Raw genomic sequence first — 21,184 nt, forward strand, 5'->3', positions numbered from 1 at the left:
CAGGGCGGCCGGGACAGTCGGGCCCCGAAGAAATAGCGACGACCATCCGACCTCGGCGGGGAGGTCGGTTGAGCCGCCTTCTTCCTACCGGCGGAAAGGGCCATACTTGCGAATCCCATGCTCATCCGCCGCCTCCCCCCCGAGACCGTCAACCGCATCGCCGCCGGCGAGGTGGTCGAGCGGCCGGCCAGCGCGGTCAAGGAGCTGGTCGAGAACGCGCTGGACGCCGGGGCCGGCCGCATCGAGATCCAGGCCGACGGCGGCGGCCTGACCCGGCTGCTCATCGCCGACGACGGCTGCGGCATGGCCCCGGACCAGCTGGCCCTGGCGGTCGAGCGCCACGCCACCTCCAAGCTCGAGCCCGACGACGCCGGCGACGTCGACCTGCTGCGCATCTTCACCCTCGGCTTCCGCGGCGAGGCCCTGCCGTCGATGGGCTCGGTCTCGCGCCTGACCATCTCGTCGCGCACGGCCGGCGAGCCGGCCTATGCCATCGAGGTTGAGGCGGGACAGGTCAGGCCGGTGCGGCCCACCGCCTTCGCCGGCAGCCACGGCACGCGGGTCGAGGTGCGTGACCTGTTCTACGCCACGCCCGCCCGGCTGAAGTTCATGAAGTCCGAGCGCGCAGAGGCCATGGCCATCGCCGAGGAGGTCAAGCGCCAGGCCATGGCGCACGAGGCGGTGGCCTTCTCGCTGGAGATCGACGGCCGGACGGTGCTGCGCCTCGCGGCCGAGCATCCCGGCGACGAGGGCCGGCTGGCGCGGCTGGGCGCCATCCTGGGCGACGCCTTCGGCCAGAACGCCCTGCTCATCGACCAGACCCGAGAGGCGCTGCGCCTGTCCGGCTATGCGGGCCTGCCGACCTATTCGCGCGGCAACTCCGGCCACCAGTATCTGTTCGTGAACGGCCGGCCGGTCCGCGACCGACTGCTGCAGGGCGCGTTGCGCGGCGCCTACGCCGACTTCCTGGCCCGCGATCGCCATCCGGCGGCGGTGCTCTACCTCGACCTCGACCCCACCCTGGTCGATGTGAACGTGCATCCGGCCAAGGCGGAGGTCCGCTTCCGCGATCCGGCGCTGGCGCGCGGCCTGATCGTCGGGGCGCTGAAGCATGCCCTGGCGGGCGCCGGGCACCGCGCGTCGACCACCGTGGCCGACCAGGCCCTGTCCGCCTTCCGGGCTGATCCGGTGCGTTGGGCCCAGCGCGCCGCGCCCGCCTACGCGCCCGACTGGACCGGCCCCTGGCAGGCGCCGGCGCCCACGGGGGTGATCCCGGGCCTCGCCGAGGTGTCCGCCCGTGTCGAGCCCCAGGCCTGGACGCCACAGACCGCCCCGGCCCAGCCGGACCTGATGGACCGCCCGCTCGGCGCGGCGCGGGCCCAGCTGCACGGCACCTACATCGTCGCCCAGACCCGCGATGGCATGGTGGTGGTGGACCAGCACGCCGCCCACGAACGCCTCGTCTACGAGCGGATGAAGGCCCAGATGGCCGAGGGCGCCGTGGCCCGACAGGCACTGCTGGTGCCCGCCGTCGTCCAGCTCGACCCGGCCGAGGCCGAGCGCGTCGCGGCCGCCGCGCCGCAGCTGGAGGCGCTGGGCCTCATCGTCGAGGCCTTCGGCCCCGGCGCCGTCCTGGTGCGCGAGACGCCGGCCCTGCTCGGTGACACGGACGTGGAGGGCCTGATCCGCGACATCGCCGACGACCTGGCCGAGAACGGTCAGGCCCTGGCCCTGACCGAGCGCCTGTCGGAGGTCTGCTCCACCATGGCCTGCCACGGCAGCGTCCGCGCCGGCCGCCGCCTCTCCGCCGAAGAGATGAACGCCCTGCTGCGCCAGATGGAGGCCACGCCCCACTCCGGCCAGTGCAACCACGGCCGCCCGACCTACGTCGAACTCAAGCTGGCCGACATCGAACGCCTGTTCGGCCGGCGCTAGCCCAGACACTCCCGAACGCACGCCCGCGCCAGGGCTTCGGTGGCGTCGATCAGGGGCACGGCCACCTGGGATTCGTCCAGCACCAGCGGCACCTCGGTGCAGCCGGCGATGATGGCGTCGGCGCCTTCTCGGACCAGCTCGGCGGCGGCGGCGACCATGACCTGGTTCACGTCCTCGCCGAAGTCGCCGGCCTTCACGCGGAAGATGGCCTCCATCAGGGCCTCCTGCGCCAGCGGCGAAAGGGAGACAGGCTGCAGGCCCGCGATGCGCATCCGCTCGATGTAGAGGCCGCGCGACAGCGAGGTGGACAGCATGCCGACCCGCTCGCCGCCGACCTCGGCGGCCTCGTTGACCGCCTCATCGAGCATGTCGACGAGGAACAGCTCCGAGGCCTGTTCGATCGCCTCGCGCGCCACGTGGGCGGTGTTGCAGGGCATGGCCAGGATCTCCGCCCCGGCGTCCCTCAGGCGCACCGCCATGGCGGCGAGTTCGATCGTCGCGGCGTCGCTCTCGAAGTGGCGGCTGGGCACGCGCGGGTTCAGGTCCATGACCACGCGGATGTGGTCCTCGTCCTTCTCGGCCAGGGTCGAGCCCTGCAGCTTGGCGAGGAAGTCCAGGGTGGCGGCCGGCCCCATGCCGCCGAGTACGCCCAGCGTCTTCCTCACAGCTGCGGCCCGATCTCGGAGCCGTAGCCAAACAGGCCCTGCGCCCCACCGGTGTGCAGGAACACCACCGCCTCGCCCTGCAGCCGTCCGGCCCGCGCCCAGGCGATCAGCCCCTCCATCGCCTTGCCCGAATAGACCGGGTCCAGGATGATCCCGTCGGTCCGCGCCGCCAGCGTCAGGGCGTCGATCACCGCGTCGTCGACCAGGCCATAGCCCTCGCCGACGTGGTCGCAATCGGCGAACGTCATTTCGTCCCTCACCCGGTCCGCATGACCCAGCAGCACCGCCGTCTCGTGCGCCAGCTTGCGGACCATGGCCTCTTGCTTCTCCTTCGGCGCCCGCACGCCGATCCCCAGCACGGGGACGTCCGCGCCGATTACCGCCAGTCCGGCGACCAGGCCGGCGTGGGTGCCGGCGCTGCCGGTGGCGGTGACGATGCGGTCGATCTTCAGGTCGAAGTCGTCGGCCTGGGCTACCAGCTCACGCGCGCAATCGGCATAGCCGAGCGCGCCGATGGCGTTGGAACCGCCGCCGGGGATGACATAGGGCCGGCCGCCCCGGGCGCGGACCTCGTCGGCGGTCCTCTCGAGCTCGGCGACCATGTCGGTCCCGCCCGGCACGCGGCGCACCCGGGCGCCCAGCAGCCTGTCGAGCAGGACGTTGCCGTTCCAGACGTAGTCCTCGGCCTTTGACCCCGTCCGCTCCTCGAGGATCACTTCGCAGGCCAGGCCGCAGGCGGCGGCCGCGGCGGCGGTCTGGCGCACGTGATTGGACTGCACGGCGCCCTGCGTCACCAGGGTGTCGGCCTCCTGCTCCAGGGCGTCGCCGAGCAGGAACTCCAGCTTGCGGGTCTTGTTGCCGCCGCCGGCCAGGCCGGTGCAGTCGTCGCGCTTGATCCAGATCTCCACGCCCAGGGCCTCGGACAGCCGGGGCAGCGGCTCCAGCGGCGTCGGGAGGTGCGCGAGGCGCACGCGCGGAAAGCGGGCGAGGTGCATGCGAAAAAGGCTCCGGGAGGTCCCAGAGCCTTCCTAGACGGCAGGACCGCTGATGTGAAACGGGTTCCCGTCAGAACGGCAGGATGTTGCGTTGGCGGCTGTAGCTCATCGTGCCGACGTTGGCGCCCAGCCTTAGGCCGACACCGGCGCGGATCGGGGCCAGGATGATGCCGTCGGCCTGCTGGTAGTTCACGCCCAGCCCGCCGATCAGATAGGCCGAGCCCTCCACGCCGGGGTAGCGGCGATAGATCATGTCCGGGTGATAGAGGTTGTAGACCAGGGTGAAGACCCGGGCGACGTTGCCGCCGAAGTCCCAGCCGATCGAGGCGCCCTGCCAGAACACCTCCTGGGGCTCGGGCCGATCCTTCATGTAGAGCAGGCCCTGGCCGTAGCGCGCGCCGACCGCGAAGGCGCCTGAACCCTCTTCGCCGGCGATGTAGGCGGTGGGGGCGTCGCCCTGCTCCATGAAGATGCGCTCTACCGCGCCGCCGATCGCCTGGGCGGCGACGCCCAGGAAGCTCGAGCCCGCGGCCACGATCTCTTCCTGGGTGTAGGCCGGGGGCTGGGCCGTCGCCGGAGGCGATCCCGCCCCCGGCTGGGTGGGGTAGCCCGGCGTTCCCTGCTGGGAGGCGCTGGTGGCGCATCCGCCCGCAGTCAGGGCCAGGCCGGAAAGGAGAAGGCTGCGACGGTCCATGGTCGGCTCCGAGAAAGGCGAATCGCTCTGCGGGCGAAAGAATGCCACACCGTCTCGCGCCATTGGGGCGGGTTTGGGGCTTGCCCCGACTTCGGTCTAGAATGGCCGGACCGGGTTGGAGGTGTGTGCGTGAGCGAGGTGCGGGGGGTCATTCTGGCCGGCGGCAACGGCACGCGCCTCAAGCCGGTGACCCTGGCGGTATCCAAGCAGCTTCTGCCCGTCTACGACAAGCCGTTGATCTATTATCCGCTTTCCGCCCTGATGCTGGCGGGGATCCGCGACATCCTGGTCGTCACCCGACCGGACCAGCATCATGCCTTCAAGCAGCTGCTCGGCGACGGTTCGCGGTTTGGCGTGCGCTTCTCGTACGAAGTCCAGCCCGAGCCCAAGGGCATCGCCCAGGCCCTGCTGGTCGGAGAGGAATTCATCGACCGCCACCGCGTCTGCCTCGTGCTGGGCGACAACCTGTTCTACGGTCGCGGCTTCACCGGCATGCTGCGCGACGCCGCCTCACGGCCAGACGGCGCGGTGGTGTTCGGCTATGACGTGCGCCACCCCGAGGCCTTCGGCGTCGTTGAATTCGACGCCGAAGGAAATCCGGTCGCCATCGTCGAGAAGCCCGAAAAGCCGCGCTCGAACGTCGCCGTGACCGGCCTGTATTTCTACGACGAGCATGCCTGCGACATCGCCCGGGGCCTGACGCCCTCGGCGCGGGGCGAGCTCGAGATCACGGCGGTGAACCAGGCCTATCTGGAGCGGGGCAAGCTCGAGGTCATGCGCTTCGGCCGCGGCTTCGCCTGGCTGGACGCGGGCGGCCACGACAGCCTGCTGGAAGCCAGCCACTTCGTGCAGACCATCGAGCACAACCAGGGCCTCAAGATCGCCTGCCTGGAGGAGATCGCCTTCCGCAACGGCTGGCTCGCCGCCGACGCCGTCCGGGACGCCGCCGCCGAACATGGACCAAGCGGGTACGGGGATTATCTGCTGAGGCTGCTCGACGAGGCCTAGTGCTTGTCGGTCTTGGCCGTCAGCCAGTCCATCAGCGCCAGCAGCACGCCCGAGGTCACGAAGGTGAGGTGGATGATCACCCCCCACATGGCCTCGCCGGGGTTCAACTCGTAGCCTGTCTTGCCGATGTTCATGAAGGTCTTGAGCAGCTGGATGCCCGAGATCGCCACGATCGAGGCGATCAGCTTCATCTTCAGGCCCGAAAAATCGACCGTGCCCATCCACGGCGGCCGATCGGTTTCGCCCTCCAGGTCGAGCTTGGAGACGAAGTTCTCGTAGACCGAGAACAGCACGATCAGGAGAAGATTTCCCGCCAGCGACAAATCGACCAGCGTCAGCACCACCAGGATGCCGTCGTTGGCTGTCATGGTCCCATAGGGCGCGAAAACCGCCGGGAAGTAGTGGATCAGTTCGCGCCCGAACATCACCAGCAGCATGAGCAGCGCCGCGACCAGACCCAGGTACATCGGCGCCATGAGCCAGCGCGAGCGGAACAGCATCCGCTCGAAAGCGGTCTCCAGACGCGGCTTCATCCCCATGCGGGCCTCCCTCTACGGTCGGGAAATCCTGACGCGATTCGGCCGAGCGATCAGGTCCGTAGCGCGGCGCCGAGCTTGCCCGCGGCCTGGACCACGCGCTGCGACAGGGTCTCGATGTCCGCGTCCGTCAGCGTCGCCTCGCGTGGCTGGATGAGAACCTCGACGGCCACCGACTTCTTGCCCTCGGTGACGCCCGGACCCTCATAGACGTCAAAGACGCGCGCCTCGGCGATAAGGGCCTTGTCGGCCCCAGCCACGGCCCGGGCCAGGTCACCGGCGGGCGTGCTGGCGTCCACCACGAAGGCGAAGTCGCGCGACAGCGGCATCAGCGGGGAGAGGTCGAGCCTCGGGCGCGCCTTTCCGGCGCGCTTCTTCGGCTGCGGCAGGGCCTCGACGATCAGTTCGAAGCCGACCATCGATCCCTCGGCGTCCAGCGCCTTGAGCACCGAGGGGTGCAGCGCTCCGAACTCGGCCACGACGTTCTTGGGTCCCAGCTGCAGGCGCGCCGACCGGCCCGGGTGCCACCACGGGCGGTTCTGGCCCTGGACCAGCTGGAGCGCGCCGGTCGCGACGCCGAGTGTCTCGAGCAGCGCCATCAGGTCGCCCTTCAGGGCGAAGAGCGCATCCTCGTTGGCGCCGTCCCATCGGCGCGGCGCATGGGGGGCCACGACGCCGGAGATGGCGGTGCGCTGGTCGCCCGGCTGGTCGCCGGCATAGACGGGGCCGATCTCGAACAGGGCGGCGTCCGCGAAGCCGCGCGCGGCGTTGCGGGCCGCCGCCTCGATCAGGTTCGGAAGGATCGAAGGCCGCATACAGTCCAGTTCGGACGCGATCGGATTGTCGAGCAGCAACCGCTCGTCGCCGCCGCCGAACAGGATCGCGTTGGCGCGGCTGGTGAAGGACCAGGTGACAGCCTCGGACCACCTCATGGCCGCAAGGCTTCGGCGCGCCGCGCGAATGCGGGACTGGCGGAGGTCGAGCACGCCCGACGCCGCCTGGGTAACCTCCGGCAGCGGCGTGGCGGGAAGGGCGTCGTAGCCGGCGATCCGCGCGACCTCTTCGGCCAGGTCCGCGGGCCCCTCGACGTCGCGCCGCCAGGATGGCGGCGTGACGGTCCAGGGGGAGCCTCGCTCCACCCTGAAGCCGAGGGCCCCGAGGATGGCGCCGATCCGGTCGTCGTCGAGATTGAGTCCGGTCAACCGGTTGACCCGCGTCGGGTCGAGCCGCACCGGCGAAGGCGGCGCGGGCGCCTGACCGGCGACGGTGACTTCCGAGGCGTCACCCCCGCAAAGCTCCTGGATCAGTCGCGTCGCCAGCTCCAGGCCGGGAACGACGGACTGCGGGTCCACCCCGCGCGCGAACCGGTACTGGGCGTCCGAGGTGATGCCCAGCGCGCGGCCTGTCTGGGCCGCCGAGATCGGGTCGAACCAGGCGCTCTCGACGAAGACGTCGACGGTTTCCTCGGAGCAGCCCGTGGACTCCCCGCCCATGACGCCGCCGAGCCCGATCGGCCGCTCGCCCGCCGCGTCGGCGATGACGCACATGGCCGGCGTCGGCGCATAGGTCTTGCCGTCGAGCGCGATGAGGTGCTCCGGCGTGCCCGCAGCGATGCCCTCGGCGCCGGCCGAAGCCTGGCCGCCGCGCACGACGATCTCGGTCCCGACCAGCTTGGCCAGGTCATACACGTGCAGCGGCCGCGCCCGGTCGTAGGAAATCAGGTTGGTCACATCGACCAGGGCGTTGATGGGCCTCAGGCCGATGGCGCGTAGCCGATCCTGCAGCCACGAGGGCGAGGGGCCGTTGCGTACGCCGCGGATGACCCGTCCGGCGAAGACCGGGCACAGGTCGGGGGCCTCCAGCCGGATCGAGACCGGGCAGGGGAAGCCGCCGGGGACCGTCCCGATGTCCGGTGTGATCAGGTCTCCGACCCCGGCCGCCGCCAGGTCGCGGGCGATTCCCGCGACACCCAGCCAGTCCGGCCGGTTCGGCGTCACCTCGAAATCGATCACCGGCTCGGCGCCGAAGACCTCCGCGGCCGGCGTCCCGACCCTCAGATCGTCCGCCAGTTCCAGGATGCCGTCGCTCTCGTCAGCGAGCTCCAGCTCGGAGGCCGAGCACAGCATGCCGTTGGAGACCACGCCGCGCACCGGCTTCTCGACCAGGGTCACGCCCAGCCCGGGCACCCAGGCGCCGATGGGGGCGTAGATGGTCGTCAGGCCCGCCCGCGCGTTCGGCGCGCCGCAGACGATCTCCTTCATGCCGTCGACGGTCTCGACCTGACAGACCTGCAGCCGGTCGGCGTTGGGGTGGCGTTCGGCCGAAACGATGCGGGCGACCGTGAACGGTGCAAGCCGCGAAGTCGGATCCGAGACGTCCTCGACCTCGAGCCCGGCCATGGTCATGGCCTCGGCGATCTGGCCGATCGCCCGGTCCGTCCTGAGGTGTTCCTTCAGCCAGGAGAGGGTGAACTTCACGAGGCCGCGCCCTCGCCGGAGTTCAGCACCTGGAGGAACTGGTCGATGAAGCTGTCCGAGCCGGTGAAGCCGACCATGAAGAAGTTGCAGCGCTCGAAGCGGCAGTCCTCGAGCGCGATGGCGCCGATGACCTTGCTCTTGGCCATGGGCATCAGCAGCAGCGCCCGCGCGTCGCTGTCGCCCGTGTAGCCCATGTCGCAGCCGTCGAAGACCACGTTCCGGAGCGCCAGCATCACGGCCGGACCCTCAATGGTGCATTCGGTGAAGGTCTTGCCGCTAATCATGGGCTTGCCGGTCGCCACGACGTTGGCGCGGAACAGGTCGAACAGCGAGATCGACTGGCCGGTGAAGCTGGCCGCAGTCAGGTCTTCGGCGATCGGGCGGGGCTGGGAGGTCTGCATCTCTTGTCTCTAGCTCAGGCCGGCGGCGGCGCTGGGCGCCTGCTCGGGCGCGAATCCGTAGTGGGCCAGCCAGCGGACGTCGGCCTCGAACATGGGCCTGAGGTCCGGGATGCCATATTTCAGCATGGCCAGCCGATCGACGCCCATGCCGAAGGCGAAGCCCTGCCATTCCTCGGGGTCGAGGCCGCAGGCGCGCAGCACGTTCGGATGCACCATCCCGCAGCCGAGAATTTCCATCCAGCTGTCGCCCTGATTGAGCTTCAGCTCGCCGCCGGAGCGGTCACAGCGGATGTCCATCTCCGCCGAGGGCTCGGTGAAGGGGAAGTGGTGCGGCCGGAAGCGCGCATCGACACCCTCCACCTCGAAGAAGCGGGCGACGAAGGTCTCCAGCGTCCACTTGAGGTGGCCCATGTGGATGTCGCGGTCGATGACCAGACCCTCGACCTGGTGGAACATCGGCGTGTGGGTAGCGTCGGAATCTTTCCGGAAGGTCCGGCCCGGGGCGATGATGCGAATTGGCGGCTCGCGTCCGCCCGCGATCCAGTTCGCCGGCGGCGGCTCATTGGTCACCCGCATGGTCCGCACCTGCACCGGCGAGGTGTGGGTGCGCAGCACCTTGCGCTCGCCCGTCTCCGGGTCCGGCTTCAGGAAGAAGGTGTCGTGCATCTCCCGCGCCGGGTGGCCGGGCGGGAAGTTGAGCGCCGTGAAATTGTGGAAGTCGTCCTCGATGTCCGGACCTTCCGCGACGCCGAAGCCCATCTCGGCGAAGATGGCGACGATCTCGTCCATGACCTGCATGGTCGGATGCACCGAGCCCCTGCGGCGCGGCGGCGGGGGGAGGCTGAGGTCGACGCGCTCGGAGGCCAGCCTGGCCTCCAGCTCTGCGGCCTGGAGTTCGTCCTTGCGCGCCGCGATTGCGGCGGTGACCCGATCCCGCAGGCCGTTGATCAGGGGGCCCTTCTCGCGTCGCTCGTCCGGGCTCATGGCGCCCATGCCCTTGAGCAGGCCGGTCACGGAGCCGGACTTGCCGATGGCCGCGACGCGCAGCTCCTCGAGCGCGGCCGAGGTCTCGGCGGCGCCGATGGCGTTGATGAGGTCCAGCTCGAGCTTGGCGAGGTCGGTCATGGCGGGTCTCAAAGCCTTTGAGGGCCCGCTTTGGCAAGCGTTTTCCGCTCAGGCCTCAGGGCCGGTCGTCGTAGCCCTTCTCGGCGGAGTGGAAGGCCAGCCGCATCAGGCCGATGGTCAGGGCCAGCACGCCGACGTAGCCGATGATCAGGGCGATGATCCCGTGGATGTTCATCTCTCCGAAGCCGGCGCGCTCCCACAGCGGCAGGACGGCGAGAGCCAGCACGCCGGTCGCCACCGCGACGACGATGAAGGTGATCAGGCCGAGCTTGGAACGGGAGCGCATGGCCGCCTCCGGAACGGGCCTCTCATATAGGCGCGCGGACGATCGGCCGCATCCGGGATTCCCCTAAGGATCAGCCGAAGGTCTCATACGCCTCCATCACCCAGGCGGGCGGATCGGGCTCGCCCCGGGGCGGACGGCCTTCGGTGACCATCCAGCGATGCAGCCAGGAAACGCCATTGGCGCGCACGTAATCGTCCGCATGCGCATAGATCGGGTCGGCCATGGCTTCCTCAAGCGTCACGAAACGATAGCCGCGCTCGAGATAGAGCCGGTGCACGGCCGGATACCAGTCGCGGTTCAGGCTGTTGGCGTGGAGCAGCAGGATCTGCGCGGGCTCCCGGCCTTCGGTCAGCTCGGCGCTGTAGGGCTCGAAGTGATCCAGCACGGCGGCCATGTGCGCCACATAGGCCTCGCCGATGCGGGCCATCAGGGCTGTGTCGCCCGCGGCCTCCGCCTGGCGATAGAGAGCGCCGAACATCCAGTCGTTGTTGTCGATCGTCACTGGCGCGACGCGATAGCCGCGCTCGGCCAACCCGGCGGCGATCCCGGCCTTCTTTTCCGGCGTCTCGCCGGTGAACAGATAGGGGTGGCGGAACCAGACCAGTTCTTGTCCGCGCGCCGCCAGCACCGCGCGCGTGACCGGCGCGCCGGCGTCCACGTCGGCCAGATAGGCCTCGACGGTGTTCCGATGAATGTTGATGTGGCTGAAGGTGTGGTTGCCCAAGCCAAGACCTGCATCCAGCCAGGCGTTCAGGATTCGCGGCAGCAGGGCCGCGCGCTGCGCCTCGCAGACCTTGCCCTCGTTGACGAAGGCGGTCCCGCGGGTGTCGAGCGGCCGCAGCATGCCCACGAAGGCGTCGGTCAGGGCCATGGCGGCTTCGGGATCGCACAGCATCGCCGACGGCGCCTGGTAAGGCAGGTCGTCGAATGTCACGGCCACCGCGCGGGACTGAGCCAGGGCGGGGCCCGACAGGGCGAGGGCGACGAATAGGATCGGCAGCAGGCGCATGGTGCGATTTGTCGCCGGTTCAGGCCTCGCCGCAAAACGAAAACGCCCGCCCCGGCGGCCGGGGCGGGCGTTTCATTGTCGCGGTCGCGTCGGGCCTTAGGCCAGGGCGGCGCGGACCTTGTCGGCGATGGCCTTGAAGCCGGCCTGGTCGGCGGCGACGGCGGCCAGGACCTTGCGGTCCATTTCGATGCCGGCCTTGTTCAGGCCATTGATGAACTGCGAGTAGGTCAGGCCTTCGGCGCGGGCCGCGGCGTTGATGCGCTGGATCCACAGGGCGCGGAACGAGCGCTTCTTGTTGCGGCGGTCGCGATAGGCGTACTGGCCGGCCTTGTCCACCGCGGCCTTGGCGGCGCGGATGGTGTTCTTGCGGCGGCCGTAGAAGCCCTTGGCCTGCTCCAGGACCTTCTTGTGCTTGGCGTGGGACGTAACGCCCCGTTTGACGCGAGCCATGTGTCTATTCCTTCAAACTGATGTCAGATCGAACTGCCGCGCGCGCCTTAGGCGTACGGCATGTAGGACTTGATTTTCTTGGTGTCGGCGTCGGTCAGGACGTCGGTGCCGCGGTTCTGGCGGATGTACTTGGAGTTGTGGCTGATCAAGCGGTGACGCTTGCCCGCAACTCCGGCCTTCACCTTGCCGGAAGCCGTCAGTTTGAAGCGCTTCTTCGCGCCGGATTTGGTTTTCAGTTTGTAACCAGACATTTCCCTGCGGGCTTGCGCCCGTCCTCTTGGATAGAAAGAGCCGCCAAGGCATGTCCTGGGCCCGGCGGCTCGAAGCCGGCGCTGATACGCCAAGGGCGGCGCAAATGCAAGCCGCGTCAGGCCTGGGCGGCGGCGGCCAGCCGGGTCTGTTCGCGGCGGAAGGCCCGGCCGGCGTTGATGGCCATGATCGCGGCCGGGATGGTCAGCATCGCCGCCAGCAGGAAGGGCCAGTCCAGGCCCAGCCCGGAATAGACCGCGCCGGCCACGATCGGCCCGACGATCCGCGACGCCGAGCCTGCCGCCATGTTCAGGCCCAGCATCGCACCCTGGCGGTCGGGGTCCACCGATCGCGAGATCAGGGCCGAGACGTTGGGCATGACCGAGGCCATGCCGAAGGCCGTCAGGCCCATCGCCACCGGCACCAGCCAGTCGGCGGTCGGAAACAGGTTGGCGAAGGCCACCTGCGCGGCCATGCAGACGCCGAACAGGGCCGCGCCGAAGGCCAGCATCCGGCTCTCGCCGAACCGGCGGGCCAAGCGTCCCGTCAGGAACCCCTGGGCCACTACCGAGACGATCCCGACAGCGACGAAGCTCAGGCCCACCTCGCGCGCGTGCCAGTCGTAATGCCGCTCGGCCCACAGACCGAAGGTCGACTCCATGCCGGCGAAACCCGCCATGAAGATCATGGTCACCACTAGCACCCGGCTGACCACCGGATTGCGCTGGGCGTCGTGAAGACCGGCCAGGAACCGCTGGCGCGGCGCGGCCGGATCGGCCTTGGCCCGGCTCTCGCGCAGGAACAGGATCACGCCGATCGCGGCCAGCGCCGCCATGGCCGCGGCCAGATACATCGGGGGATGGAAGCCGATCGCTCCGAGGTCCTCGCGCACCAGGAGCCCGCCCACGCCCGGCCCCACGATGAAGCCCAGGCCGAACGCCGCGCCGATCATGCCCATGCGGCCCGCCCGCTGCTCCGGCGGTGTGACGTCGGCGACATAACCCTGGACGGTCGAGATGTTGCCCGCGCCCAGGCCAGTAAAGAGCCGGATCAGGATCGCCGCCCAGATGTTCGGCGCAAAGACCAGCAGCAGGTAGCCCACGGCGTTGGCGACGAGCGTGATCAGCAGTACGGGCTTGCGCCCGATCCGGTCCGACAGCCGGCCCCAGAAGGGCTCCGCAAAGAACTGGCCCGCCGAATAGGCCGCGAACAGCAGGGTGACCTGCCACTCCGCCGCGCCCAGGCTGGAGCCGAAGAAGGGCAGGAGCGGCACGATCAGCCCGAAGCCCACCAGATTGATGAAGACCACGCCGAACAGCACCGCCAGGGCGGGAACCGGCGCGCGCGGAACGGCGGGAGGCTGTGTCATTTCGCGTGCATATCCCGCCGCAGCGCCCGCCGCGAGCCCTCGCCGACCAAAGGCCGTAGCTTTTCCATACGGACCCCTGTTAGCTAGCGGCGACTGAGCAGGGGAGCCGCCCATGAGCGACCTGGAGACCTTCCGCGCCGAAACGCGCGCCTGGCTGGAGGCGAACTGTCCGCCGGAGGTGCGCGGACCTGTCCGCAGCGAGGACGAGGCCATCTGGGGCGGCCGCAACGCCACCTTCGCCACCCCGGCCCACAAGCTCTGGCTGGAACGCATGGGCGAGCGCGGCTGGACCGCGCCGGAATGGCCGAAGGAATACGGTGGCGGTGGGCTGAGCCGCGAGGAAGCCAAGGTGCTGGCCTCGGAGCTCCGTCGCATCCAGGCCCAGCCGGCGCTGCTCAGCTTCGGCGTCTGGATGCTCGGCCCGGCGCTGCTGGCCTTCGGGACCGAGGAACAGAAGAAGCGCTTCCTGCCCGAGATCGTGCGCGGCGAGATCCGCTGGTGCCAGGGCTATTCCGAGCCGGGCGCGGGTTCGGACCTGGCCGGCCTGCAGACCCGCGCCGAGGACCGCGGCGACCACTGGATCGTCAACGGCCAGAAGATCTGGACCTCCTACGCCGACAAGGCCGACTGGATCTTCTGCCTCGTCCGCACCGACCCGGAGGCGCCCAAGCACCTGGGCATCTCCTTCGTCCTGTTCGACATGGAGACCCCGGGCGTCACGACGCGGCCGATCACCCTGATCTCGGGCAAGAGCCCCTTCTGCGAGACCTTCTTCGACGACGTGCGGGTCGAGAAGGAGAACTTGGTCGGGACGCTGAACCGCGGCTGGGACGTGGCCAAGTACCTGCTGGCGCATGAGCGGACCATGATCGGGGCCATGGGCGAGGACCTGAACGCCCGCCCGCTCGGCCAGGTCGCGGCCGACAGCCTGGGGACCGACGAGGCCGGCCGGCTGGACGATCCGATGCTGCGCGCCCGCATCGCCGGGATGGAGATCGACGCCGCCGCCTTCCGGCTGGCGCTCGAGCGCGTCGGCGACAAGCACAAGGCCGGCAAGGCGCATCCCGCCGAGGCCTCAATGCTGAAATACTATGGCTCGGAGCTGAACAAGCGCCGCCACGAACTGCTGATGGCCGCCGGCGGCTTCGACGCCCTGGAGTGGGAAGGCGAGCGGTCGCGCGAGGGTTCGGCCGCCCGGTCCTGGCTGCGGACCAAGGCCAACTCCATCGAGGGCGGGACGAGCGAGATCCAGCTCAACATCATCGCCAAGCACCTGCTGCGCCTGCCCGGAGCCTGACCCCGTGCCCCTGATCCTGACCGAAGAGCAGACGATGCTGGAGGAGGCCGCGCGCGGCTTCCTGGCCGAGGCCGCGCCGATCGCCCATCTGCGAGCCTTGCGCGACAGCCGCGATCCGGACGGCGTCTCGCGCGACCTGTGGACCTCGTTCGGAGAGATGGGCTTCGCCGGGGTGCTGGTTCCGGAAGCCCACGGCGGCTCGGGCCTGGGCGCCGTGGAGGCTGGCGTCATCGCCGAGGCCGTCGGCCGCAATCTGGTTCCGTCGCCCTTCCTGTCGACCGGGGTCCTGGCGGCGACGGCGCTGCAGGCCGGATCGGAGGAGCAGCAGCGCTGGCTGCCCGAGATCGCCGCGGGCCGGCTGATCGCCGCCGTCGCGCTCGACGAGGGCTGCAAGCATCGCCCGGACCAGATCGAGACGACCGCGACGCGCTCCGGCAACGGCTGGCGCCTCGACGGCGCCAAGGCCATGGTCCTCGACGGCCACGTCGCGGACCTGCTGATCGTCGCCGCGCGGACCGACGAGGGCGTTGGCCTCTTCACCGTTGCTCCCGGGGCGGAGGGCGTCGAAGTCGAACGCACCCTCATGGTCGACGCCCACAATGCGGCGCGGGTCACGCTCAGCGGCGTCAAGGTTCAGGCCGACGCCCTGATCGGCGCGGCGGACGGCGGCCTGTTTCGCGCCGTCTGCGCCTATGGCGGCGCCATGGTCGCCGCCGAGATGACGGGCGCGGCCGAGGCGGCCTATGAGCAGACCCTGGCCTACCTCCGCGAGCGCAAGCAGTTTGGCCGCGCCATCGGCGAGTTCCAGGCGCTCCAGCACCGCGCCGCCCACCTCTACGCCGAGCTGGAGATCACCAAGGCGGCGGTGCTCAAGGCGTTGCAGTTGCTCGACAGCGACCCCGAGGCCGCCGGCCCCGCCGTCTCGGTCGCCAAGGCCCGGGCCGGCAAGTCGTCCGAGCTGGCCGTGCAGGAGGCCGTCCAGATGCACGGCGGCGTCGGCATGACCGACGAGTTCGACGTCGGCCTCTTCATGAAGCGCATCCGCGTCTGCCAGGAGCTGTTCGGCGACACCCATCACCACGCCGAACGGCTGGCGCGCCTGTCTGGATACTGATCTCCGGACAAGCTAGACGGCGGGCATGCAACCCGCCGACACCGCCGCCCGCCGCCTCGTCGAGACCCTGCTGGTCAACGGCATCGACCACGTCTTCTGCGTGCCGGGCGAGAGCTATCTCGCGGTGCTCGACGCGCTCTACGACGTGCGCGACCGGATCGAGCTGGTCATCTGCCGGCATGAGGCCGGCGCCGCCAACATGGCCGAGGCCTATGGCAAGCTGACGGGCCGGCCCGGCGTCTGCATGGTCACGCGCGGCCCGGGCGCGACCCACGCCTCCATCGGGGTGCACACGGCGCACCAGGACTCCACCCCGATGATCCTGTTCGTCGGCCAGGTCGGGCTGGCCGACCGGGGGCGCGGCGCCTTCCAGGAGGTCGACTACCGGGAGGTCTTCGGCGGCCTGGCCAAGTGGGCGACCGAACTGGAGTCTGCCGACCGCACCGTCGAGGTGGTCGAGCGTGCCTTCGCCACCGCGCTGCAGGGCCGCATGGGGCCGGTGGTCATCGCCCTGCCGGAGAACATCCTGCACCAGCCGGGCGGCCCCTCGTCGAAACAGGCGGTGACGCCCGCCCGCGCCGGAGTCGACCCGGCCTTCCTCACCGCACTTGAAGCGCGCCTCGAGGCGGCCGAACGGCCGATGCTGATCCTCGGCGGCCAGGGCTGGACCGACGCGGCCGCGAAGAGCCTCGCGGACTGGGCCGAGCGGCTGGGCCTGCCCATCGCCCTGTCCTTCCGCCGCAAGGACCTGATCGACAACCGTCACCCCTGCTACGCCGGCGACCTGGGGCTCGGGCCAAATCCGAAGCTGGTCCAGCGGGTCAGGGACTCCGACCTGCTGATCGCGATCGGCGCGCGCCTCGGCGAGAACCCGACACAGAGCTACAGCCTGCTCGACCGCACGACGACCGGCGAGCGGCTGGTCCACGTCCATCCGGGTCCGGAGGAGCTCGGCCGCGTATGGCCGACGGCCCTGTCCTGCGCCGCCGATGTGTCGCTGGCCGCCGAGGCCATCGCCGCCATTTCGCCGGGCCGCGCCTGGTCCGACGGGCGCGAGGCGCACGCCGACTACACGGCCTTCATCCAGCCAGTCGCCGTGACGGGCGCGGTAAACATGAGCGAGGTGATGGGCCTGCTGCGCGCCCGCCTGCCTGACGACGCCATCGTCACCAACGGGGCGGGCAACTTCGCCGCCTGGCTGCACCGCTTCTTCCCGCACCACGCGCGCCGCACCCAGCTGGCCCCGACGTCGGGCGCCATGGGCTATGGCGTGCCGGCCGCTGTCGCCGCCAAGATCGTCGAGCCCTCGCGCACGGTGGTGAACATCGCCGGCGACGGCGACTTCATGATGACCAGCCAGGAGTTGGCCACCGCCGTTCAGTACGACGCCGCCGTGGTCTTCGTGGTCGTGGACAACGGGACCTACGGCACCATCCGCATGCACCAGGAACGCGACTATCCCGCCCGCGTCTCCGGCACCGACCTGAAGAACCCCGACTTCGTCGCCTACGCCGAGGCCTTCGGCGTCGCGGGCATCCGCGTCGACCGCACCGAGGACTTCGCAGCCGCCCTAGATCAGGCGCTGGACGCCGGCCGCCCCGCCCTGATCCACCTGATCACCTCGGCGGAGGACATCGCGCCGGGCCGGACGATCAGCCAGCTTCGCGCCGGCTAGGCTTGTCACTCATCGGGCGGCGCGCCTAAACCGACGCCGACAACAGGAGACGCGACCATGGCCACGGAATCCGGCTGGATCTTCCCGAGCGGCGAGCTGATGAAGGGCAAGAAGGGCCTGATCATGGGGGTGGCCAACGCCAACTCCATCGCCTGGGGCATCGCCCAGCAGCTGGCCGCCCAAGGCGCGGAGCTCGCCTTCACCTACCTCGGCGAGGGGCTGGAGCGCCGGGTGCGCCCGCTGGCCGAGAGCGTGGACGCCAAGCTGATCGTCCAGGCCGACGTCACCGACGACGCCTCCATGGACGCCGCCTTCGCCGAGATCGAGAAGACCTTCGGCACGCTGGACTTCGTCGTCCACTCCGTGGCCTTCGCCAACAAGAACGAGCTGCAGGGCTCCTTCGTCGACAACACCACCCGCGACAGCTTCCTGCTGGCCATGAACATCTCGGTGTTCAGCTTCGTCGACGTGGCCAAGCGGGCCTCGAAGTTGATGCCGAACGGCGGCTCGATGGTCACCATGACCTATCTGGGTTCCGAGCGGGCCATCCCGAACTACAACACCATGGGCGTGGCCAAGGCCGGGCTCGAGGCCGCGACCCGCTACATCGCCCGCGACCTGGGCCCCAAGGGCATCCGCGTGAACGCCATCTCCGCCGGCGCCATGCGCACCCTCAGCCTCGCCGGCATCTCCGGCGGCCGGGGCATGCTGTCCAAGGGCCGTGAGATGTCGGCCATGAAGGAGGACACCTCCATGGAGGGCGTCGCCGGCTGCGCGCTCTGGCTCTGCTCGGACCTCGGCTTCTCGACCACGGGCGAGGTCATCCACGTCGACGCCGGCTTCCACATGATGGGCATGGCGACCGAGGACGGCGGGGAAGGCTAGGCCCGCCTGCGCGCCTTCTCGACCAGCTGATAGTCGAAGCGGTCCCGCACCCGCTCGGCGAAGAAGACGCCCTTCGAAAACGCCGCCCGCCACTCGACGGGCAGCTCCGGCGGCACGTCGAAATAGGCGTAGATGTCGCCCGACTGGAAGATCACCCGCAGGACGCGGCTGTCCTCGTCGTAGTCGAAACGGCGGATGACCGTGGAGGGCATATCCCTCCAAACGCGGCGTGGCGGGGCCTAGTTCAGCCCCTCGCGCGCCTTGGCGAAATACTGCCAGCCGGTCCACAGGGTCACGAGCGCGGCGATCCAGACCAGCACGTCCGCGAAGGTCATGAAGGCCGGCATCCACGGCGCCTCGATGAAGGTCTCGCCGCCCGCCAGGCCGAGCAGCTGGGCGCCGATCGCCAGCATCTGCAGCGTGGTCTTCCACTTGGCCAGCGTCGTGACCTTGAGCTCGATACGCCCGGCCGTGGTTTCGCGCAGAGCCGAGACCGCGAACTCCCGGAACAGGATCACGCCGAAGGGGATGACGACGTCCGCGCCCGTGCCGGAGGCGAGCAGGCCGACCACGGCGCCGGCCACAAGGATCTTGTCGGCGATCGGATCCAGGATGGCCCCCCAGCGGCTCTCGGCGTGCCAGCGCCGCGCCAGGAAACCGTCGAAGAAGTCCGTCACCGCAGCCAGGACGAAGAAGACAAAGGCCGCGCGATAGAGCGCGAACTGATCCTCCGGCGTCAGATAGGCCGACAGCAGCGGCACCCCGCCCATGGCCCCGGCCAGCAGCAGGAACATGATCACCCCCGCCACCAGCCTCATGGCCGTCAGCAGGTTGGGGATGGGATTGGGTCTGTGCGCGGGGTCGGTCATGGACTGAATCCTATTGCGCCGGGCCGTCCGCGTCACGCGCGAAGGTCGGGCATGACGCGCGGGGGCAGGATCGGCTAGACGAGACCGTTCCTCATCGAGGTCTGACCATGAAGCGTATCGCCGTCGCCCTGTCGCTTGCCGCCCTTGTCGCCCTGCCCGTCGGCGACGCCGGGGCCTGGGGCTCGTCCGGCCACCGCATGGTCGGGATCGCCGCCATCCGCGCCCTGCCCGACGACCTGCCCGCCTTCCTGCGCACCGCCGAGGCCGCCGCCGAGGTCGGGGAGCTGTCGCGCGAGCCGGACCGTTGGAAGGGCGCCGGCCGCACCCACGACCGCGACCGCGACACCGCCCACTTCATCGACCTGACGGACGACGGCCACGCCATGACCGCGGCCGGTCCGCACATCGAGGCCTTGCCCGAGCTGCGCTCCGAGTACGAGCGGATGCTGACCGAGGCGGGCCTGGACGTCGACGACGCCGGGTATCTGCCCTACGCCCTGCTCGACGGGTATCAGCAGCTGGTCCGCGACTTCTCCTACTGGCGGGTGCTCAACGCCGTGGAGGGCCGCGAGACCGACCCCGGCCGCCGGGCCTGGTATCGCGAGGACCGCGAGCGGCGCGAGGCCCTGATCCTGCGCGACATCGGCGTGCTGTCCCACTACGTCGGCGACGCGGCCCAGCCGCTTCACCTGTCGGTCCACTACAATGGCTGGGGCGACTACCCGAACCCCGAGGGCTTCACGATCTCGCGCCAGTTCCACGGCATGGTCGACAGCTGGCCCTACAACCGTATCGATCTCGACGAGATTTCGGCCGCCATGGGGCCAGCCCGGCCCTGCGCGAGCCCCTGCGACATCCGGCTGCGTACGCCCGCCTACATCCTCGAGGGCCTGGCTGAGGTGGTTCCGCTCTATCGCCTTGAGAAGTCGGGCGAGCTGGCCGCGGCCGGTTCGGAGTCCGAGGCCTTCATGACCCGCCGTCTTGCGGCCGGCGCGGCCGAGCTGCGCGACCTGATCGCAGCCGCCTGGAGCGATTCGGCGGGCGTGCGCGTGGGCTGGCCGCAGATCAGCGTCGCGGACGTGGAATCCGGCGCGGTGGATCCATGGGACTCCCTGTTCGGGACCGACTGATGATCGAGTTCGGCGCGACCGAGCCGGGTCTGGTCTATCGGGACCGCCCCTGCGCCTTCGGGATCGTCGTCCGGGACAACCGGATCGCCTGCGTTCGCGTCGAACGCGGCCCGCGCAGCTATCACGACCTGCCCGGCGGGGCGATCGACGGCGAAGAGACCGAAGAGCAGGCCCTGGCCCGCGAGTTCATCGAGGAGACCGGCCTGACCGTCCGCGGCGTCACCCGGCTCGGGGAGGCGGCCCAGCGCTATCGCAAGAGCGACGGCGAGCCGGTGCGGAACCTCGCGGGCTTCTGGACCGCGGACCTGGTCAGCGAGAATCCCTCGGCCAAGGTCGAGGACGACCACACCCTGGAGTGGCTGGAGCCGCTTCACGCCATCGCCTCACTGAGGCACGAGGCCCACGCCTGGGCGGTGCTTCGCTGGCTGCGCGCCCGGGCTTGAGTCCGGAACCTGACTTCACCCCTGGGGGTTCTTTCGGCACGGCGCATGTCGCGCCCAACCGAGAGGAAATCCCATGCCCGATCATGATCGTGTCGAAGGCGCCGCCAAGCAGATGGGCGGCAGCCTGAAGGAAGGCGTCGGCAAGATGACCGGCGACGAGAAGCTGAAGGCCGAAGGCAAGGCCGACAAGTTCGAAGGCAAGGTCCAGAACACCGTCGGCGGCGTCAAGGACAGCATGCGCGGCGACAAGCGCGTCTGATCCCACGCCCGAAACGCGACCACGGCCGGCGAGCGATCGCCGGCCGTTTTCGTATCAGTCGCCGCTCAGGAACTCGTTCAGCGCGCGGCTCGCTTCGCCTTCTCCGTCCGGGTCGCTGCTCCAGGAACAGGTGATGCGATAGTCGGATTCTGACTCGCCGGTGTCGTCATCGCGCCAGCTGGACCCCGTCCGGCGGCAGCGCTCGCGGTCGTTCGACTCGGGCTGCTCCGGTCCCGCGACGGCTGCTCTTCGGGCGGCCTCCGCGTCGGCGGCGGCGCGCAGACCGCCGTAGTTCGGAAGTCCGTTCAGCGCC

General features: G+C 70.0%; 24 protein-coding genes. 9 read left to right on the forward strand and 15 right to left on the reverse strand.

From position 1 onward, the window contains the following. The first annotated feature begins 117 nt into the window (after positions 1–117). Complete coding sequence (gene mutL, locus Q0M60_RS07265) at positions 118–1,935, forward strand: DNA mismatch repair endonuclease MutL (RefSeq protein ID WP_296817801.1); 1,818 nt, start codon at positions 118–120, stop codon at positions 1,933–1,935. Here mutL and Q0M60_RS07270 read toward each other — a convergent pair. From Q0M60_RS07270 to Q0M60_RS07280, 3 genes are all read right to left on the reverse strand, one after another. Further along, the gene (locus tag Q0M60_RS07270) at positions 1,932–2,600 is read right to left on the reverse strand and encodes an amino acid racemase (protein ID WP_296817803.1); all 669 of its coding nucleotides are present in this window, start codon (positions 2,598–2,600) and stop codon (positions 1,932–1,934) included. The genes mutL and Q0M60_RS07270 overlap by 4 nt on opposite strands. Next, positions 2,597–3,595: a D-cysteine desulfhydrase gene (locus Q0M60_RS07275; protein ID WP_296817805.1), complete on the reverse strand. Its 999-nt coding sequence runs from the start codon at positions 3,593–3,595 to the stop codon at positions 2,597–2,599. Before Q0M60_RS07275 ends, Q0M60_RS07270 begins: the two co-directional genes overlap by 4 nt. A 70-nt stretch (positions 3,596–3,665) precedes the next feature. Further along, positions 3,666–4,289 carry a DUF1134 domain-containing protein gene (locus Q0M60_RS07280; protein WP_296817807.1) on the reverse strand — a complete coding sequence of 208 codons (624 nt, stop codon included), beginning with the start codon at positions 4,287–4,289 and terminating at the stop codon, positions 3,666–3,668. Between the two features lie 129 nt (positions 4,290–4,418). Between Q0M60_RS07280 and rfbA the strand changes: the two genes are divergently transcribed. After that, positions 4,419–5,297: a glucose-1-phosphate thymidylyltransferase RfbA gene (rfbA, locus tag Q0M60_RS07285; protein WP_366855678.1), complete on the forward strand. Its 879-nt coding sequence runs from the start codon at positions 4,419–4,421 to the stop codon at positions 5,295–5,297. Here the strand turns inward: rfbA and Q0M60_RS07290 are convergent. From Q0M60_RS07290 to Q0M60_RS07330, 9 genes are all read right to left on the reverse strand, one after another. After that, the gene (locus Q0M60_RS07290; protein WP_296817808.1) at positions 5,294–5,836 is read right to left on the reverse strand and encodes a TIGR00645 family protein; all 543 of its coding nucleotides are present in this window, start codon (positions 5,834–5,836) and stop codon (positions 5,294–5,296) included. The two genes, rfbA and Q0M60_RS07290, sit on opposite strands and share 4 nt — an antisense overlap. 50 nt (positions 5,837–5,886) lie before the next feature. Next, the gene (gene pheT, locus Q0M60_RS07295; RefSeq protein WP_296817810.1) at positions 5,887–8,310 is read right to left on the reverse strand and encodes a phenylalanine--tRNA ligase subunit beta; all 2,424 of its coding nucleotides are present in this window, start codon (positions 8,308–8,310) and stop codon (positions 5,887–5,889) included. Continuing rightward, a complete protein-coding gene (locus Q0M60_RS07300; protein WP_296817812.1) occupies positions 8,307–8,711 on the reverse strand; it encodes a hypothetical protein in 405 nt (134 codons plus the stop codon). The genes pheT and Q0M60_RS07300 overlap by 4 nt, the downstream gene beginning before the upstream one ends. 9 nt (positions 8,712–8,720) lie before the next feature. Next, entirely contained in the window at positions 8,721–9,836 is a 1,116-nt protein-coding gene (gene pheS, locus Q0M60_RS07305; protein ID WP_296817814.1) for a phenylalanine--tRNA ligase subunit alpha, read from the reverse strand. 55 nt (positions 9,837–9,891) lie between these two features. Beyond that, a complete protein-coding gene (locus Q0M60_RS07310) occupies positions 9,892–10,122 on the reverse strand; it encodes a hypothetical protein (RefSeq protein WP_296817816.1) in 231 nt (76 codons plus the stop codon). Positions 10,123–10,192: 70 nt separating this feature from the next. Further along, complete coding sequence (locus tag Q0M60_RS07315) at positions 10,193–11,131, reverse strand: polysaccharide deacetylase family protein (protein WP_296817818.1); 939 nt, start codon at positions 11,129–11,131, stop codon at positions 10,193–10,195. Positions 11,132–11,227: 96 nt separating this feature from the next. After that, entirely contained in the window at positions 11,228–11,581 is a 354-nt protein-coding gene (gene rplT, locus Q0M60_RS07320; RefSeq protein ID WP_296817820.1) for a 50S ribosomal protein L20, read from the reverse strand. A 47-nt stretch (positions 11,582–11,628) separates the two neighbouring features. After that, positions 11,629–11,832 (reverse strand): 50S ribosomal protein L35, encoded by a 204-nt coding sequence (rpmI, locus tag Q0M60_RS07325; protein WP_296817821.1) that lies wholly within the window; start codon positions 11,830–11,832, stop codon positions 11,629–11,631. Positions 11,833–11,948: 116 nt separating this feature from the next. Next, positions 11,949–13,199: an MFS transporter gene (locus Q0M60_RS07330; protein ID WP_296817824.1), complete on the reverse strand. Its 1,251-nt coding sequence runs from the start codon at positions 13,197–13,199 to the stop codon at positions 11,949–11,951. Positions 13,200–13,311: 112 nt separating this feature from the next. On the opposite strand from Q0M60_RS07330, the gene Q0M60_RS07335 reads away from it, so the two are divergent. From Q0M60_RS07335 to Q0M60_RS07350, 4 genes are read left to right on the forward strand one after another with little or no spacing between them, the layout of a single operon-like run. Continuing rightward, a complete protein-coding gene (locus tag Q0M60_RS07335; protein ID WP_296817826.1) occupies positions 13,312–14,496 on the forward strand; it encodes an acyl-CoA dehydrogenase family protein in 1,185 nt (394 codons plus the stop codon). A gap of 4 nt (positions 14,497–14,500) precedes the next feature. Continuing rightward, positions 14,501–15,610, forward strand: coding sequence for an acyl-CoA dehydrogenase family protein (locus Q0M60_RS07340; protein WP_296817828.1), 1,110 nt, complete (start codon positions 14,501–14,503; stop codon positions 15,608–15,610). Positions 15,611–15,635: 25 nt separating this feature from the next. Beyond that, positions 15,636–17,285: a thiamine pyrophosphate-binding protein gene (locus Q0M60_RS07345; protein WP_296817830.1), complete on the forward strand. Its 1,650-nt coding sequence runs from the start codon at positions 15,636–15,638 to the stop codon at positions 17,283–17,285. Between the two features lie 57 nt (positions 17,286–17,342). Next, entirely contained in the window at positions 17,343–18,170 is an 828-nt protein-coding gene (locus Q0M60_RS07350) for an enoyl-ACP reductase (RefSeq protein WP_296817832.1), read from the forward strand. On the opposite strand, the gene Q0M60_RS07355 is transcribed toward Q0M60_RS07350, so the two are convergent. After that, the gene (locus tag Q0M60_RS07355) at positions 18,167–18,382 is read right to left on the reverse strand and encodes a KTSC domain-containing protein (protein WP_296817834.1); all 216 of its coding nucleotides are present in this window, start codon (positions 18,380–18,382) and stop codon (positions 18,167–18,169) included. The two genes, Q0M60_RS07350 and Q0M60_RS07355, sit on opposite strands and share 4 nt — an antisense overlap. Positions 18,383–18,409: 27 nt before the next feature. Further along, on the reverse strand, positions 18,410–19,039 hold the full coding sequence (gene pgsA / locus Q0M60_RS07360) for a CDP-diacylglycerol--glycerol-3-phosphate 3-phosphatidyltransferase (protein WP_296817836.1): 630 nt from the start codon (positions 19,037–19,039) through the stop codon (positions 18,410–18,412). 107 nt (positions 19,040–19,146) lie between these two features. Between pgsA and Q0M60_RS07365 the strand changes: the two genes are divergently transcribed. The 3 genes from Q0M60_RS07365 to Q0M60_RS07375 all read left to right on the forward strand — a co-directional run bounded on the left by Q0M60_RS07365 (position 19,147) and on the right by Q0M60_RS07375 (position 20,871). Beyond that, a complete protein-coding gene (locus Q0M60_RS07365) occupies positions 19,147–20,169 on the forward strand; it encodes a S1/P1 Nuclease (RefSeq protein WP_296817837.1) in 1,023 nt (340 codons plus the stop codon). After that, positions 20,169–20,612, forward strand: coding sequence for an NUDIX domain-containing protein (locus tag Q0M60_RS07370; protein WP_296817839.1), 444 nt, complete (start codon positions 20,169–20,171; stop codon positions 20,610–20,612). Before Q0M60_RS07365 ends, Q0M60_RS07370 begins: the two co-directional genes overlap by 1 nt. Positions 20,613–20,685: 73 nt before the next feature. Continuing rightward, positions 20,686–20,871: a CsbD family protein gene (locus Q0M60_RS07375; RefSeq protein WP_296817841.1), complete on the forward strand. Its 186-nt coding sequence runs from the start codon at positions 20,686–20,688 to the stop codon at positions 20,869–20,871. Between the two features lie 54 nt (positions 20,872–20,925). On the opposite strand, the gene Q0M60_RS07380 is transcribed toward Q0M60_RS07375, so the two are convergent. Next, a partial coding sequence (locus tag Q0M60_RS07380) for a hypothetical protein (protein WP_296817844.1) occupies positions 20,926–21,184 on the reverse strand: 259 nt, incomplete at its 5' end.

Source organism: Brevundimonas sp. (assembly GCF_024711105.1).
Classification (GTDB): domain Bacteria; phylum Pseudomonadota; class Alphaproteobacteria; order Caulobacterales; family Caulobacteraceae; genus Brevundimonas.